Source organism: Demequina globuliformis (genome assembly GCF_000975155.1).
Classification (GTDB): domain Bacteria; phylum Actinomycetota; class Actinomycetes; order Actinomycetales; family Demequinaceae; genus Demequina; species Demequina globuliformis.
Genome location: NZ_BBRG01000001.1, coordinates 1,168,270 through 1,182,626 on the forward strand (window position 1 = coordinate 1,168,270; position 14,357 = coordinate 1,182,626).

13 protein-coding genes and 1 tRNA gene are annotated in these 14,357 nt (G+C 67.4%); 1 reads left to right on the forward strand and 13 read right to left on the reverse strand.

Annotated elements, in window-relative coordinates:
• Positions 1-34 precede the first annotated feature (34 nt).
• The 13 genes from AOP75_RS05365 to AOP75_RS05425 all read right to left on the reverse strand — a co-directional run bounded on the left by AOP75_RS05365 (position 35) and on the right by AOP75_RS05425 (position 14,038).
• The gene (locus AOP75_RS05365; protein WP_152650021.1) at positions 35-910 is read right to left on the reverse strand and encodes a prenyltransferase; all 876 of its coding nucleotides are present in this window, start codon (positions 908-910) and stop codon (positions 35-37) included.
• Complete coding sequence (locus AOP75_RS05370; RefSeq protein ID WP_062077267.1) at positions 910-1,281, reverse strand: lycopene cyclase domain-containing protein; 372 nt, start codon at positions 1,279-1,281, stop codon at positions 910-912. Before AOP75_RS05370 ends, AOP75_RS05365 begins: the two co-directional genes overlap by 1 nt.
• The gene (locus AOP75_RS05375; RefSeq protein WP_062077268.1) at positions 1,278-1,595 is read right to left on the reverse strand and encodes a lycopene cyclase domain-containing protein; all 318 of its coding nucleotides are present in this window, start codon (positions 1,593-1,595) and stop codon (positions 1,278-1,280) included. Before AOP75_RS05375 ends, AOP75_RS05370 begins: the two co-directional genes overlap by 4 nt.
• Positions 1,592-3,232, reverse strand: coding sequence for a phytoene desaturase family protein (gene crtI / locus AOP75_RS05380; protein ID WP_236683076.1), 1,641 nt, complete (start codon positions 3,230-3,232; stop codon positions 1,592-1,594). The genes AOP75_RS05375 and crtI overlap by 4 nt, the downstream gene beginning before the upstream one ends.
• A complete protein-coding gene (locus AOP75_RS05385) occupies positions 3,229-4,194 on the reverse strand; it encodes a phytoene/squalene synthase family protein (RefSeq protein ID WP_062077269.1) in 966 nt (321 codons plus the stop codon). The genes crtI and AOP75_RS05385 overlap by 4 nt, the downstream gene beginning before the upstream one ends.
• Positions 4,191-5,273, reverse strand: coding sequence for a polyprenyl synthetase family protein (locus tag AOP75_RS05390; protein ID WP_062077270.1), 1,083 nt, complete (start codon positions 5,271-5,273; stop codon positions 4,191-4,193). The genes AOP75_RS05385 and AOP75_RS05390 overlap by 4 nt, the downstream gene beginning before the upstream one ends.
• Before the next feature lie 124 nt (positions 5,274-5,397).
• Positions 5,398-7,620: a Stk1 family PASTA domain-containing Ser/Thr kinase gene (pknB, locus tag AOP75_RS05395; protein ID WP_062077271.1), complete on the reverse strand. Its 2,223-nt coding sequence runs from the start codon at positions 7,618-7,620 to the stop codon at positions 5,398-5,400.
• Positions 7,621-7,709: 89 nt separating this feature from the next.
• On the reverse strand, positions 7,710-8,699 hold the full coding sequence (locus AOP75_RS05400; RefSeq protein ID WP_062077272.1) for a serine/threonine-protein kinase: 990 nt from the start codon (positions 8,697-8,699) through the stop codon (positions 7,710-7,712).
• Entirely contained in the window at positions 8,696-10,165 is a 1,470-nt protein-coding gene (locus AOP75_RS05405) for a peptidoglycan D,D-transpeptidase FtsI family protein (RefSeq protein ID WP_062077273.1), read from the reverse strand. Before AOP75_RS05405 ends, AOP75_RS05400 begins: the two co-directional genes overlap by 4 nt.
• Entirely contained in the window at positions 10,166-11,494 is a 1,329-nt protein-coding gene (locus AOP75_RS05410) for an FtsW/RodA/SpoVE family cell cycle protein (RefSeq protein WP_062077274.1), read from the reverse strand.
• The gene (locus AOP75_RS05415) at positions 11,495-12,805 is read right to left on the reverse strand and encodes a PP2C family protein-serine/threonine phosphatase (protein ID WP_062077275.1); all 1,311 of its coding nucleotides are present in this window, start codon (positions 12,803-12,805) and stop codon (positions 11,495-11,497) included.
• Between the two features lie 3 nt (positions 12,806-12,808).
• The gene (locus AOP75_RS05420) at positions 12,809-13,327 is read right to left on the reverse strand and encodes an FHA domain-containing protein FhaB/FipA (protein WP_062077276.1); all 519 of its coding nucleotides are present in this window, start codon (positions 13,325-13,327) and stop codon (positions 12,809-12,811) included.
• 3 nt (positions 13,328-13,330) lie between these two features.
• A complete protein-coding gene (locus tag AOP75_RS05425; RefSeq protein ID WP_062077277.1) occupies positions 13,331-14,038 on the reverse strand; it encodes an FHA domain-containing protein in 708 nt (235 codons plus the stop codon).
• Between the two features lie 48 nt (positions 14,039-14,086).
• On the opposite strand from AOP75_RS05425, the gene AOP75_RS05430 reads away from it, so the two are divergent.
• A tRNA-Leu gene (locus AOP75_RS05430) sits at positions 14,087-14,170 on the forward strand.
• Positions 14,171-14,357 lie beyond the last annotated feature (187 nt).

Sequence of the window (14,357 nt, forward strand, 5' to 3'; positions counted from 1 at the left end):
GCGACACGACGGCGGCGCTACCGGGGAAGGGGCGCTACCCCCAGCCGTTCCACTGTGCGATCAACAGCATGGTGACGACGAATCCCACCGGCTGATTCAGCCACAAGAACGTGCGCCAGCCGCGGTTGGCGTCCTCGCAGCTGGCGTCCGTGATGGTCCAGAACCGCAGGGTGGAGGCCGCGTAGGCGAGAGGCAGCGCGGCCGCGATGGTTGCTGGCCACGGCAGGAGCAGCAAGAGTCCGGCGGCGGCAACATAGAGCACCACCGCGACCCGGACGGTGGCCCGCGCGCCGATCACGGTCGCTACGGAGCCGATGCCCCCGGCTCGGTCAGCCTGCACGTCTTGCACCGCGCCAAAGGCGTGGGACGCCATGCCCCACAGCACGAATGCGACCCACACCGGCCACACCTGGGGCGAGGCGAGTGAGACATCCGCCAGCACGAGCGCGTAGAGCAGCGGACCTGCGAAGTGCAACGCGGACGTGAGCGAGTCTAGGAAGGGCTTTTCCTTGAAGCGCAGGCCGGGCGCGGAGTAGGCCACGACGCCGAATACGACCAGCACCAACGTCACGCCTGCCCACAGGTCTCCCACCCACAGCAACCACGCCATGAACGGCACCACGGTGACGGCGCAGGCGATCAGTATCGCGCGGTGGACCTGGGCCGCCTGCGCGCGGTCGCGGATCACGTCGCCTTCGACCCCGCCCTTGCGTGGGTTGGCGAGGTCGGACTCGTAGTCGAAGACGTCGTTGATGCCGTACATCAGCAGGTTGTACGGGACAAGGAAGAACAGCGTGCCGATCACGAGTGTCGCGTCCACCTCGCGCGTGGCCATCAGGTAGCCGGCCGCGAAGGGGTAGGCGGTGTTGATCCAACTGATGGGCCGTGAGGCCTTGAGGAGCGAAGCGATCACGAGGCGCTCCGCTTGGACGCCTGGTCGGCTTCGCCGGCGGCGCCGGCGGCGTCACCTTTCGAGGTAGCGGGCCGACGCCCGGGTCGCCTGGCGCCCAGCAGTTCCCACAGGGTGGGCACGAGGAGCACAGCGCCGACGGCGTAGGCGAGGTCCTCGATGGGCGCGATGGGCATGGTGAGTCCGGAAATGAGGTCCTCGTCGTAGGCGACGATGCCCAGCCCCACGATGATGTTGTCGAACACGACGGTCAAGGCAATCAAGCACAGGGCGGTGAGCACGAGCGGCCGGGCGGGGAGGCGCCGGAGGACCGGCAGGGTGGCGACGGCGATGATCGCCAGCACCACGACTGACAGCACGATGTAGGTCATGCGTTCTCACCTCGGCGTGCAAACGCCCGCCACAGCAACAGCGTTTGGTAGGTCAACAGGATCAGAAAGAAGATTTCCTCGATAGGGACCTCTGGCGCCACGGTGATGCCGGACAGGTACTCGGTGTCGCCAATGAAGAAGATGCCGAGACCCACGCCAATGAAGTCCCAGATGAGCAAGGCGACGACGGCGAGGCCTACGGTGACCAGCGTGCGGCGCGGCTGGTCAAAAAGTGCCACGCGGTACCGCCAATCCAGGGTTGCGAGGCCGGCAAGGCTGACCAGCAAGCCAGCGAGGTACGCCCATGAGGTCATGCGGGCGCCTCCGCGCTCGGCGTGACGAGTGACCTGGTGAGCCGTCCCAGGCCGTCTGCTCGGCGCGACCGTGCCAGGTAGCCCGGCGGGAGCGGCGCCTGGAGAGGGGATGCGTCGGTGGCGCCGAGGAGGCGCTTCGCGACCAGCTCGGCCGAGATCAGGCAGATGGGCACTCCGATGCCTGGCACCGTCGACGAGCCTGCGTAGAGCAGGTTGGGGACCACGCCGGACACGTTTGCCGGGCGGAACATCGCGGACTGGTTGAGGCTGTGCTCAAGGCCAAGCGCACCGCCTTGCCAAGCGTTCAACTCGGACGCGAAGTAGTGCGGCGTCAGCACCCGTTTGATATCGGTACGGCGGCGCAGGTCCGGGATCTGCGCCCAGGCACCCACCTGGTCGAGGTAGCGGCCGATGTGCCCGTCGAGTTCCGCACGCGAGCTTGCGGTGGCACCCAGCTGGGGGTCGGCGGGGAAGGGCACGAGCATGACGAGGTTCTCGTGCCCCGCGGGTGCCGTGGCGTCAGAGGCGGAAGTGCGGGAAACGTAGATCGAGGCGGGGTGCGGGACTGCTCCGCGCGTCATGATGTCACCAAAGTTGCGGTCCCAGTCGCGGGTGAACAACAGCGAGTGGTGGGCGAGTTCGGGAAGCTCGCCGGCGACGCCTGCCAGCACGAGCAGTGCGGAGATCCCCGGCTTCTTCTTGCGCCAGGTGCGCTCGGGCCGGGCTTGGAACTGTGGCTCGAGGAGTGCGGTCTCGGTGTGGTGCATGTCCGCCCCGGAAACCACGGCATCGGCCCCGATCACTGAGCCGTCCTCGAGTGCCACCCCGGTGGCGCGCCCCTTGTCGACAAGGATGCGCGCGACCGGAGCGGAGGTGCGAATCTCTACGCCCTCGGCGCGGGCGGCGCGCTCGATCGCCTCGATCACGGAGTACATGCCGCCGCGCGGGTAGCTCACTCCCTCGATCAGGTCCAGGTGGCTCATGAGAGAGAACAGGCTGGGTAGCCGGTCCGGGGTCGAGCCTAGGAAGACGGCGTGGAAGCCCAGGACTTGTCGCAGCCGTGGGTCCGCGACCTTGCGCGCGATGGCGTCGCCCAGTGGCCGCGTCAACAGGCCCGCCAGCTCCGGCAGGCGCCGCGCCGTGGCAGCGTCGATCGACCGCGTGGGCTTTTCAAACGTGGTGTACAGGAACCGGTCCAGCGCTAAGCGGTAGCGGTCCCCGGCCTCGTGGGCGTAGGAACGCATCGCCGCGCCGTCGCCTGGACTGAGCTCCTCAAACATCGCCCAGTTGCGCTCGGGGTCGGCGCTGAGGTCGAGTGTGGTGGCCGGCCCGGCCTCGGATTCAAAGAACACGCGGTAGCGCGGGTCCAGGTCGATCAGGTCGAGCTCGTCGCGCACATCTCGGCCCAGCAGCGCGAAGAAGTGCTCGAAGGCTTCCCTCATGAGGTACCACGAAGGGCCGGTGTCGAACGTGAAGCCGTCGACCTCGAGGCGCCCCGCACGCCCCCCGACGGTGGCGTGCTTTTCCAGGACCGTCACGTTCGCACCGCCGCGAGCAAGGAGCGCCGCCGTCGCGAGTCCCGACACGCCTCCGCCGATTACCACGACCCGCCCGGTCGTCAACGCGTCCCCGGTCACGCGTGCCCCGTCCCAGGGGCCTTAGTGGACGTGGGCTTCCGCGCCTCAGCGCCGTCCGCGGGCGGCACCGTTGCGGCGACGCCGGGCTTCGACGCGGTGCGCAGGGCGCTCGCGGCGAGCGTGATCTTGGTCAGTCGCGGCACACTGACACGGGTGCGTGCGAGGCGCCGCGCATCAGTCGCCTCGATGCGGCGAATGAGGTCCTCATAAATCAACACGGTGGCGAGGACGGCGCCGCGTGGACGGGTCGGGAGTGCTGCGAGAGCCCCGCGCGCGACGGCGAGTTCGGTGCGGCACTCCGCCACGATCTGCGCGACATCCGCGTCCGTGAGTGCAGTGACGTCCAGCCCGGGAAAGTACACGCGGCCCCGGCTGTCCACATCCGCGCCCAGATCCCGCAAGAAGTTAATCTTCTGGTACGCCGAGCCGAGCTGGCGTGCGCCGTGGCGCACATCCTCGGGTACCTCGCCTGGTCCCTGGGGCGTGGACAGAAACACCGCGAGACACATTTCGCCAATGACCTCGGCGGAGCCGTAGATGTAGCGAGCGTAGGACTCGGCGTCGTGGCGGTCGAGGGTGAGGTCCATTCGCATCGAGGCAAAGAACGGATCAACCAGCGTGCGGTCGATGCCCGTCGCGCGAGCGGTCAGGCCAAAGGCGTGCGCGATGACATCCGCGCTGAACCTCCCCGCCATGGCGCGGTGGACCTCAGCCTCGAAGCGGTCCAGCACGTCACCTGCGTCCGCGCCTTGGTAGGTGTCGACGATCTCATCTGCGATGCGGACCATGGCGTAGATCGACGCAATGTGCGTGCGCATGCGCGGCGGGAGCAACTTCGCGCCCATCCCAAAACTGGTGGAGTAGGAGCCGATGACCTGCCCCGCGGCGGCCTGCGAGGCCTCGTCGAACAGGGCCAGCGATGTCTCGTTTGAGTGGTGCGCGGCCCGTGCGCGACCCTTCACGACGCCCGGTCCTGTAGGTCAGCGATGAGGCTCACTAGGTAGCCACTCAGCGGCGCTGGGATGCGCTCGGATGCAATGCGGGTGGCTTCCCGCGCGCGGCGCTGGGCGAGACGCAGCGCCGCGGCGCGCGCGCCCGACTCCTCGAGTACGGCGCGCACCTCCCGTGCGCCCGCGTCATCGAGAACCGGGTTGCCCACGTGAGCATCCAGGACGGCCCTTTGTGCGGCATCGGCCCGTTCGTAGGCCAGGCGCATCAGTTCAGTGCGCTTGCCCGAGCGCAGGTCTGACAGTGTGGACTTGCCGATCACGTCCGCGGTGCCAAAGACGCCCAAGTCGTCATCGATGAGCTGGAACGACACTCCCAAAGCGATGCCGAGCCGTTCGAGGTGCGCCTCCATGGTCGGGTCAGCGCCGGCGAGCTTCGCACCTGCGAGGAGGGGCACCACGCATGAGTACCACGCGGTCTTGAGCGCGGACACGAGCGTGGGGTCTGCCTGATCGATGGGCGCAATATCGCCGTAGACGTCCAGCAATTCGCCGGCGATGGTGGAGCGGATCGCGCGCGTCACGAGGTCAAGGCACGCGACCCGGTGGTGTGCCGGGAGGTCGCTGCGCAGAATGAGGTCGTAGGCGCTCGACAGGGCGAGGTCGCCGCCCAGGAGCGCAGCAGCAAGGACCTGGTTGTCAGCGGCCTCCGCCGTCAAAGAAGTGCCCGCAAGGTCCGCGCGACGCAAGCCCGCGATGTTGAGGCGGCCGCGGCGCACCTCATCGTGATCCAAGATGTCGTCGTGCACCAGCATCGCGGTGTGAAGCATCTCCATCGAGGCGGCGACCGGAACCACCGGGTCCGGGTCATCGCCGCTGAGGCCAACATAGGCCGCCAGGGTCAGCTGGGGGCGCAAGTTCTTGCCGCCGGAGAACTGGGCGCCAAGGTGATCCCACAACTGCGCGTACTCGGGTGCCGCCACGGGGACGCCCGTGCGTGCCTGCGACACGTGATCCATGAGCGCGTCATGGACCGCGGGGACGTGTGCGGCAACGATGTCGCGGAGCGACTCAGCCGTGAGTAGCGGGGCCATAGTGACTCCAAGAACTCGTCAAGGTGAGGGAATATTCCCGCTCCGCGGCCGCAGGCCTGGCTTGGCCGCACGGCCGCCGCATGCCAACAGCAGTGGCAGGCGGCGGCTCGCTCGGCATGGCGATCTAGTTCCCGTCTCCGCCGTTGCCGTTGCCGTTCCCATTGCCGGGATCGTCGCCATCAGGCGTGGGCGTGACGACGGGGTCCGGTGCCGGCTCGGGGCCGTCGGAGAGCACGAGGGTGACCGTGGTGTCTGGCGCGACCTCGGTGCCCGGGTTCGGGTTTTGCGAGATGACCGCGCCCTGCGGGATCGAATCCGAGTATTGGGATGCGCCGTACGTGATCTGAAGGCCTAGCGTGCCGAGCTCGCGTTCTGCCTCGGACTGGCTGCGGCCGGTGACGTCAGGGACGCTCACGGTGGACGGGGCCACGGCTACTTCAAGCTCGACCGTGCTGCCCTGGTCCACGGTGCCCGCGCCCGGGCTCTGGTCAACGACCGTGCCCTCGTCGGCGGAGTCGTCCTCCACGTCCCTGATGGACGGAATCAGGCCCAGCTCGGTGAGGGTTGAGCGCGCCTCGTCCTCTTGCATGCCGACCAGGTCAGGAAGCTCCACCTCTCCACTCGAGACGTACAGCGTGATCTCGGTGTCGGGAGCCACGGATTCGCCCTCGGCAGGGTCGGTCTCGATGACGCGGCCCGCTTCCAGTTCGGGGTCGTCAACCGTCTCGACATCGCCCACCCGCAGGCCAGCGTCCTCGATTTCGAGGCGCGCGCGATCCTGGGTGAAGCCACGCACGGACGGGACTTCCACGGCATCCGGCCCTGAGGAGACGTACATGATGATGGTCGGGGCCTCGACCGTGGTGGCGGACAGTGCTACGCCGGAGGCGAGAGCCTGGGCGTCGTCAGCGGCAGGAACCTCAAGCTCCGCGCCGGGCTCGGGGTCGGTCCGGGTCACGAGGCCAGCCTCGACATCCGTGCTGGCCTCTTGCTGCCGGTCCACGACAAAGCCCAAGTCTTCGAGTTGTGCTTGGGCGACGTCAGCCTCCAGGCCAGCGACGTCGGGAACCTCGACCATGGTCGACGACGGTTCCTCGTCGCCGCCGCCGGACAGCAGGATCCACAGCACCAGGATGATTGCCAACAGGGCGGCTCCGCCCAGCGACCACCACAGCACCTTCTTGTTGTTGTCTTCCTCCACAGGACGCTCGTCCGTGACAGGCACGGCGGACGACTGCGGCGGGGGCACGGAACCGCCAGCGGCCGCGCCGGTGGCGCCCCACTGTTGCGCCGCGCCCGCTGGCATCACTTCGGTAGCGCCCGTGGCGGGACTTGCGGTCTGCGCGGGCATGGCCTGCGTGGGCTGGTCCGCGATCTCCTCGGGAGTGAGGTGCGAGGCACCGGCCGCGCCAGCGGCGACGCCGACTGCTCCCGCGCCCAGGGCTGCGGCGCCACCCACAGCGATCGCACCCGTGGACGGATCCACGGTGCCACCGCCGAGCACTGCGCGCAGGTCGGACAGGAACTCCTGTGCCGTGGAGTAGCGGGCATCACGGTTCTTCGCGAGCGAGCGCAGCACCACCTGGTCCAGCTGCGTGGGGACGTCGGAAGCAAACTGGGAAGGAGCCGGCGGCTCCTCGCGCACGTGTTGGTACGCGACGGACACGGGAGAGTCGCCCACAAAGGGTGGGCGGCCCGTCAGCAGTTCGAACAACAGGCAGCCGGCTGAGTACAGGTCTGAGCGCGCGTCGACGGTTTCGCCGCGCGCCTGCTCGGGCGACAAATACTGAGCGGTACCGACCACGGCCTGCGTCTGCGTCATGGTGTTGCCGGCATCGGCCAATGCCCTGGCGATGCCAAAGTCCATGACCTTCACCGCGCCCGTGGGCGTCAGCATGACGTTCGCGGGCTTGATGTCGCGGTGCACCAGGCCAGCGTGGTGCGCGTAGTCCAGTGCGGTCAGGACGCCGGCGGCGATCTCAATCGCCTCATCGATGGGCGCTGCGACGTCCCCCTTGAGGATGTCGCGGACCGTGTGACCCTCGACGTACTCCATGACGATGTACGGCATGGCCTGCGGGTTGCCGTCAGCACCGGTCGTGTGTTCCTCGCCGGTGTCGTAGACGGCAACGATCGCAGGGTGGTTAAGCCCGGCGGCCGCTTGCGCCTCGCGTCGGAAACGCGTCTGGAAGGACGGGTCCCGCGCGAGGTCGGCGCGCAAAATCTTGATCGCGACAGTGCGGCCGAGGCGCGTGTCGTAGCCGATGTGGACCTCGGCCATTCCGCCTCGCCCGATGAGGTCGCCGATCTCGTAGCGTCCACCCAGGATCTTCGCTTGGTCGTTCATATGTCCTTCAGTCTTCCACGTCACTCGTGCGTGTCGGGTGACATTGTCGCACTTGAGTGCAATGGGCTGTCGTTGGGCTCATGCGTAGGTCACCGGCCTCGGGAGACGTCTGGCCGGGGTCGAAAGGATTTGGGTGCAATGGTGGGGGGCATGCGGCGTTGGGGCACGTTGCCGCGTGAGCGGGGCTGCTCCCCGGAGGTGTCCGCGCTGGGGGCGCTGGGGGTACTGGGGGCCGATGCCGCGGTCGCCGTGTTCAGTGACGGAGACAGGGTCATGGACTCGATACGCTCGGCCAGTTCCGCGCCTGAGCGCGGCCGCTTGCGCGGGTTCTTCTCAAGCAGGTCGGTGATGAGACCGGCCATGGCGGGGGATACCGAGGCCGGCAGGGCGGGAACGTCCTCATTCACGTGTGCGATGGCGATGTCGACCGCCGTCGCGGCCGTGAAGGGCCGCTTCCCGACCACGCACTCGTACGCGATGATGCCCAACGCGTACAGGTCCGAGGCCGCGGTGGCGGGCTTGCCGAGCGCCATCTCCGGCGCGAGGTACTGGGCCGTGCCCATCACCATGCCGGTCTGCGTCAACGTGGTCTGATCGTGGCTGCGGGACACCCCAAAGTCGGTGATCTTCACCAGGTCTCCCTCGCGAATGATGAGGTTGCCTGGCTTCACGTCGCGGTGCATCACGCCCGCACGGTGCGCGACGTCGAGACCGCGTGCGGTCTGGGCGAGGATGGTGCCGATCCGTGCCTCTGGCAGCGTGCGCTCGCGTTCGATGATCGTGGACAACGGCTCGCCCTCGACGAGTTCCATCACCAAATAGGCGGTGTGCTCTTGGTCTCCGTAGTCGAAGACCTGGGCGATCCGGTCGTCGATGAGGCCGGCCGCATTGCGCGCTTCATTGCGGAACCGCTTGAGGAACGTCTCGTTTGCGGCGGCGTGTTCCTTGAGGACCTTCACCGCGACCGGTCGGCCTAGCTCGGAGTCCTCTCCACGCCAGACCTCGCCCATGCCGCCCACAGCCAACAGTGAGCGCAGTACGTAGCGTCCCCCCAGCGTCGTCCCGGCGTGGATGCTCATAGGTCCCCCTCCGCGTCCAGTCGCAGTCCTTCCTGCATCACGGCCCGCGCAATGGGCGCCGCGACGGCGCCGCCGGTGGCCTCATTGCCAATGTCGCCGCCATTTTCCACGATCACGGCGACGGCGATCTTGGGGTCGTCAGCGGGGGCAAAGGAGACGAACCACGCGTGGGGCGGGGTGTCCTGACCCGTCTCCGCGGTGCCGGTCTTGCCGGCGACCGCGACGCCGCCAATCTGGGCCGCAGTTCCGGTGCCAGAGTCCACGACGCCCACCATCATGTCGGTGAGGGCGTTCGCGTCCGCGCGGTCCATGGCTTCCTTGTAGACCTCGGGCTCCGTGACATCGACCACTGTCAGGTCGCTCGCGCGGACCGTGTCCACCAGGTAAGGCTTCATCACCACGCCGTCGTTGGCGATGCCCGCGGCGACCATCGCCATTTGCAGCGGCGTGGCGCGCACGTCGAACTGGCCAATCGCGCTCATCGCGGTCTGGGCCTCGTTCGGGTCGTCGGGCAGTCGCGAGGCCGTGACCGACAGCGGAATGTCGATGGAGTCGGTCCAGCCAAAGTCCTTGGCCTTGCGCTCGACAACGCTCCACTGCAGGTCCATGCCGAGGTCCGCGAAGGCGGTGTTGCAGGAGATACGGAGCGCGTCGGACAGCGTCATGGTGTCGTTGTCCGCGCACGTCGCGCCCCCGTAGTTGCCGATGGTGCGGGTGGTCCCGGGGAGGTCGAGTTCCTGCGGCGCGTACAGCTCCGTGTCCGGCTTGTAGCCGGCCTCGAGCGCGGCGGCGGCATCGATGAGCTTGAAGGTCGATCCCGGCGGGTAGGTGTCACCCGCGATCGCGCGGTTCACGAGGGGGCTGTCGTCCCTGGCGAGCAGTTCCTGGTAGTTCTCGTTGACCTCGGCAGTGTCGTGGCTTGCGAGGCTGGTGGGGTCATACGTGGGGCTGGTGACCATGGCGAGGACTTCACCGGTCTGCGGGTCGAGCGCGACGACCGCGCCGCGCTGGTCTCCCAGCTGTTCCGCCGCGACTTGCTGCAGGGAGCTGCGCAACGTCAGTTCGATCGATGCGCCCTGCTGCTGCTCCCCGGCGAAGAGGTTGCCCAGCCGTGTCCAAAACAGCGAGTCCGCGCTGCCATTAAGGAGCTCGTTCTCCGTTTGCTCGAGCGCGGTGCGTCCGTACACGATCGAGTAGAAGCCAGTCGCGGCCGCGTACAGCGAACCGTTCGCGTAGGTGCGCTGGTAGTTGTACGGGTCGTTGACGGGCTCCGACCACACCACGGACTCGCCATCGACCACGAAGGGGCCGCGGAAGTTGCCGTACTCGCGGTACAGGGTGCGGACATTGCGCGGGTCCTGGTTGAGGTCGTTGGCGTTGAGCACCTGAATCCACGAGCCGGCGGCCATGAGGGTCAGGACCAGCAGCAGCACAATGACGCTGAGGCGCCGCACGGGCTCATTCATCTACGCCACCTCCTCTGACGGTCGTCTGGCCATGTCGGAAACGCGTAGCAGGAGCGCAATGACTATCCAGTTCGCCAACAGTGAAGAGCCGCCGTAGGCCAAGAAGGGGGCGGTGAGTCCGGTGAGGGGGATCACACGGGTGACGCCGCCCACCACGATGAAGACCTGGATCGCGATCGCGAAGCCCAGGCCGGAGGACAGCAACTTGCCAAAGCCGTCGCGGACACCAATGGACGTGCGGAAAGCGCGCTGCACAATGATGAGGTACAGCGTCAGGATCGCCATGAGCCCGGTGAGGCCCAGTTCCTCGCCAAGGGACGCGATGATGAAGTCGGACTCCGCGTAGGGCACCAGGTCAGGCCGCCCTTCCCCGAGGCCCGTGCCGAACAAGCCGCCAGAGGCCATGCCAAACAGGCCACGCACCAGTTGCTCGGACGTGCCGGAGGAGTACACCTCCGGGTCGAGGGCGTGCAGCCAGGCGTCGAAGCGGGCGCGCACGTGCGGAATGGTCAGCGCCGCGAACGAGCCACCAATGAAGAACAGCCCCATTCCGGTCAGCACCCAGCTGAGTCGCTGCGTGGCGACGTAGAGCATTCCCAAGAAGATGCCGAAGAACAGCAGCGAGGCACCCAGGTCACGTTCGTAGACCATGATGAGCATCGCCGCGGCCCACACGAGCAACAGCGGGCCCATGTCGCGCGGCCGGGGGAACCGCATCCCTAAGAACTTGGGGCCGGCGAGCGCGAGGGTGTCGCGGTTGGTGACGAGGTAGCCGGCGAAGAACACGACGAGCGCGATCTTGGCGAACTCCCCTGGTTGGGCTGTGTATCCGAACACGGAGATCCAGATGCGGGCGCCATTGACCGTGATGCCCAGGCCGGGCACCAGCGGCAGCAGGTACAGCACGAGCCCCACCACGCCGGCGGTGTAGGTAAAGCGGCGCAGTTTGCGGTGGTCGCGTAGGAGCAACACGACGGCGATCATCGCCGTCACACCCAGCGCGGCCCAGATCATTTGGGCGTCAGCGAACGCGGTGCCCTCCGCGTGGTCGATGCGACGGATCTCCGCGATCCCCACGCCGTTGAGCGCGAACACCGCTGGCAGCAGCACGGGATCAGCGGACGGCGCCACCTTGTCGAGCACCACGTGCGCGGCGATCATCATGGCCGCCCAGACGGCGCCATAGATGGCCAGCGGCACCAGCTCCAGGAAGGCGGCGTTGTAGTCCACGAGCGCCCGGGCGAGGACAATCACCATCCACGCCAGGCCCAACAGCGCAAGTTCGGAACGTCGCCCGGCGCGGACGTTCAGGTCGGCAACGGTGGCCACTTACGCACCTTCCGCTGAGGCCGATGCACTGGGGCCTGGGCTGCTCCCCTCACCCGCACTTGGGGTGGCCGACGGCGATGCCGTCGGTTCCGGTGAGGGCTCGACAACTTCCGCGGAGCCCTCAAGCGAAGTCACGATGGATTGTGCTTCCTCGAGGCTGGAAGCGCGGATGGTGTCTTCGATGCGCTGCTGCTGGTACGGCGGCAGGCTCGCGACGGGAACCCCGGTGTCCTCGACAAGAGTGTGGAGTTCCACGAAGGGAAGGTCCTCGGGGATGCCCTGGTAAATCGCTATATCGATGCCGTCGGATCCCACGTAGTACTGGTTCTGGGTCCACAGATACGCACCCCACGCGCCGGCGGCGACCACCGCGAGAGCGATGATGGGCAGCACCCAGGGCCTGACCTTGATCCACCAGCGGGACGCTCGAGAAGGCTCCTCGTCGTCGTCCACCTCTTCGCGCGCGGACAGCTTGGCGGCCTTCCCGGCAGCCGAGCTTCCCCCCGCGGTGGGGCGGTGGCGATCCCGAGCAGCAGACCCCACAATTTGGGTTGCGGTCGGCGGGCCCACGCCATCGGTGGCGTCGATGTCCACCACGTCCGCCACAATGCACGTGACGTTGTCGGGAGCGCCCGCGGCGAGCGCGAGTGACACCAGTGCGTCCGCGCAGTCGCCAGGATCGGAGACCTCGGACAGCGTGTGCTCGAGCGTGTCCCGCGACACCACGCCGGACAGGCCGTCCGAGCACAGCATCCAGCGGTCGCCCGCCCGCGTCTCCCGCACAGAAATGTCCACAGGCACGTCTGCGTCGACGTCACCGAGCACCCGCAGCAGCATGGAGCGCTTGGGGTGATGTTCGGCATCCGCCGCGCTGAGGCGACCCGTGTCCACGAGGTGCTGCACAAAACTGTGGTCCGTCGTGACCTGCTCGAGCTCGCCGCCACGCATCAGGTACGCGCGTGAATCGCCAATGTGAGCCATCGACAGTGTCGACCCCGCGCGCAGCAGCGCCGTCACGGTGGTGCCGAGTCCCGACAGTTCGGGGTCGTTCGCGGCGCGCTCCACGATCTCCGCGTGTGCATCCGCGATGGCTTCCTTGAGTTCGTCGAGGGACTCGTCAGGTCCGTGCGATTCACCGTCGAGCGCCGCGAGGCGACCTACCGCGATGGAGGAGGCGATGTCGCCTCCAGCCGCGCCACCCATACCGTCGGCGACGACCAACAGGTGAGGTCCAGCGAAAGCCGAGTCCTGGTTGTTCGAGCGCACCAGGCCCACGTCGGAGCGGGCGGCAAAGTGCAAAGACAAAAACACGCGTTAACTCCTCAACTCAAGCGTCGTGGCGCCCAAGCGGACCTGGTCGCCGCGCTTGAAGGGCATTGGATCGCCCACGCGCTGATTGTCGAGAAATGTGCCATTGGTGGAACCCAAGTCTTCGATCCGCCAGCCCTGCCCTTCCGGGAAAATCCGGCAGTGCTTCGCGGAACAGTAGTCGTCGTCGATGACGAGCGTGCAGGTCGGGGAGCGGCCCACCAAAATGGGCGCTGTGCCCAGCGGAATGGTGGTGCCCTTCAACGGCCCTGACACCACGGCCAGGTGCCCCACGGCATCGGCCGAAGTCGAAATGGAGCCTGTACGAATGCCCGTCGCCGACCGCGACGGTGCGGCGACCTTGTTGGCACGGTTGTCCGGCTTGCGCTTCTCACGGCCCCTGCCGCGGCTCGTCACGCGCGTGCCGTAGAGGTCTGCGCGAAGGACGCCGATCGCGGATAGCACCAGGGCCCACAGGAGAATGAGGAACCCAAAGCGCAACAGGGTGATGGATAGTTCGCTCATGGGCTAGTCATCCTCATCCGCTGGTACGCCGTCCCAATACATGATGGTGGTGCGCCCCACTGTAATCACGTTGCCGTCGAGCAGCGTGACTTCGTTGATGCGCTGGTCCTCCACCATGGTGCCATTGGTCGACCCCAGGTCGGTGAGGATGGTGCCGTATTCGGTGATTTCGAAACGGCAGTGCTGGCGCGAGACGCCCGAGTCGTCCACCACGATGTCCGCCTCTTGGCCGCGGCCAATCACGGTCATGTCGCCAGTGAGGTGATAGCGCACGCCGTCGATGTCCAGTAGCGGGTAGCGCGAGCGGTGGTCGCGTTCGGTCGCCGGCGCGACCGGGCCGCGCGTGGTGCGGCTCGTGACCGCGAGGCGGCCCGTGCTCAGCGACTCATCCGGCGCAAAGTCGATCTTCACCGCGCCCACGAACGAGTAGCGCTGGCGGGTGGCGTGATCGCGGAGCGCATCTTCGATCTCATGCGCGAGGGCGTCGTCCCCCCATTGCTCCACGGTGTCGTAGTCCGTCTGCGACAGTGCAATGGCGTACTCGTTGGGCGCCACCGTGCGGTTGCGGTCAACAGCGGCGGCGCGCGCGTCACACTCGCGGCGCACTGCGCTCGCGAGTTCTACCGGCTTCACGCCCGACTTGAAGGTCCGCGCGAAGGCCCCTTGTACGACGTTCTCCACGCCTTTTTCGAAGCGATCCAGGACTCCCATACCCCGAATCGTATAGTGCTCTGCAGTCGTGCTAAAGTTACCCGGCACGCGCGAGTGGCGGAATAGGCAGACGCGCACGGTTCAGGTCCGTGTGCCCGAAAGGGCGTGGGGGTTCAACTCCCCCCTCGCGCACGTGAGAGAAGGCCCCCGGGAATCCCGGGGGCCTTTCGCTTTGTCCGGGGGCCGACGGGTCGGGATCTTCGTGCTGCCTGCGACGATGGGCACGCGCCCGCCGGGAGCGCGTGCGTCGACGCTCGCGTGTGACGTGCGGCCAGCGGTACGACTGCGGTGGGCGCGTACGACTTCGCGCATGGTTGAA

Excerpts from the sequence above, each read along its gene's own strand:
- AOP75_RS05425 (WP_062077277.1), bottom strand. The coding sequence starts at position 14,038 with ATGGGAGTCCTGGATCGCTTCGAAAAAGGCGTGGAGAACGTCGTACAA.
- AOP75_RS05400 (WP_062077272.1), bottom strand. The coding sequence starts at position 8,699 with ATGAGCATCCACGCCGGGACGACGCTGGGGGGACGCTACGTACTGCGC.
- AOP75_RS05375 (WP_062077268.1), bottom strand. The coding sequence starts at position 1,595 with ATGACCTCATGGGCGTACCTCGCTGGCTTGCTGGTCAGCCTTGCCGGC.
- AOP75_RS05420 (WP_062077276.1), bottom strand. The coding sequence starts at position 13,327 with ATGAGCGAACTATCCATCACCCTGTTGCGCTTTGGGTTCCTCATTCTC.
- AOP75_RS05370 (WP_062077267.1), bottom strand. The coding sequence starts at position 1,281 with ATGACCTACATCGTGCTGTCAGTCGTGGTGCTGGCGATCATCGCCGTC.
- AOP75_RS05405 (WP_062077273.1), bottom strand. The coding sequence starts at position 10,165 with ATGAATGAGCCCGTGCGGCGCCTCAGCGTCATTGTGCTGCTGCTGGTC.
- pknB (WP_062077271.1), bottom strand. The coding sequence starts at position 7,620 with ATGAACGACCAAGCGAAGATCCTGGGTGGACGCTACGAGATCGGCGAC.
- AOP75_RS05390 (WP_062077270.1), bottom strand. The coding sequence starts at position 5,273 with ATGGCCCCGCTACTCACGGCTGAGTCGCTCCGCGACATCGTTGCCGCA.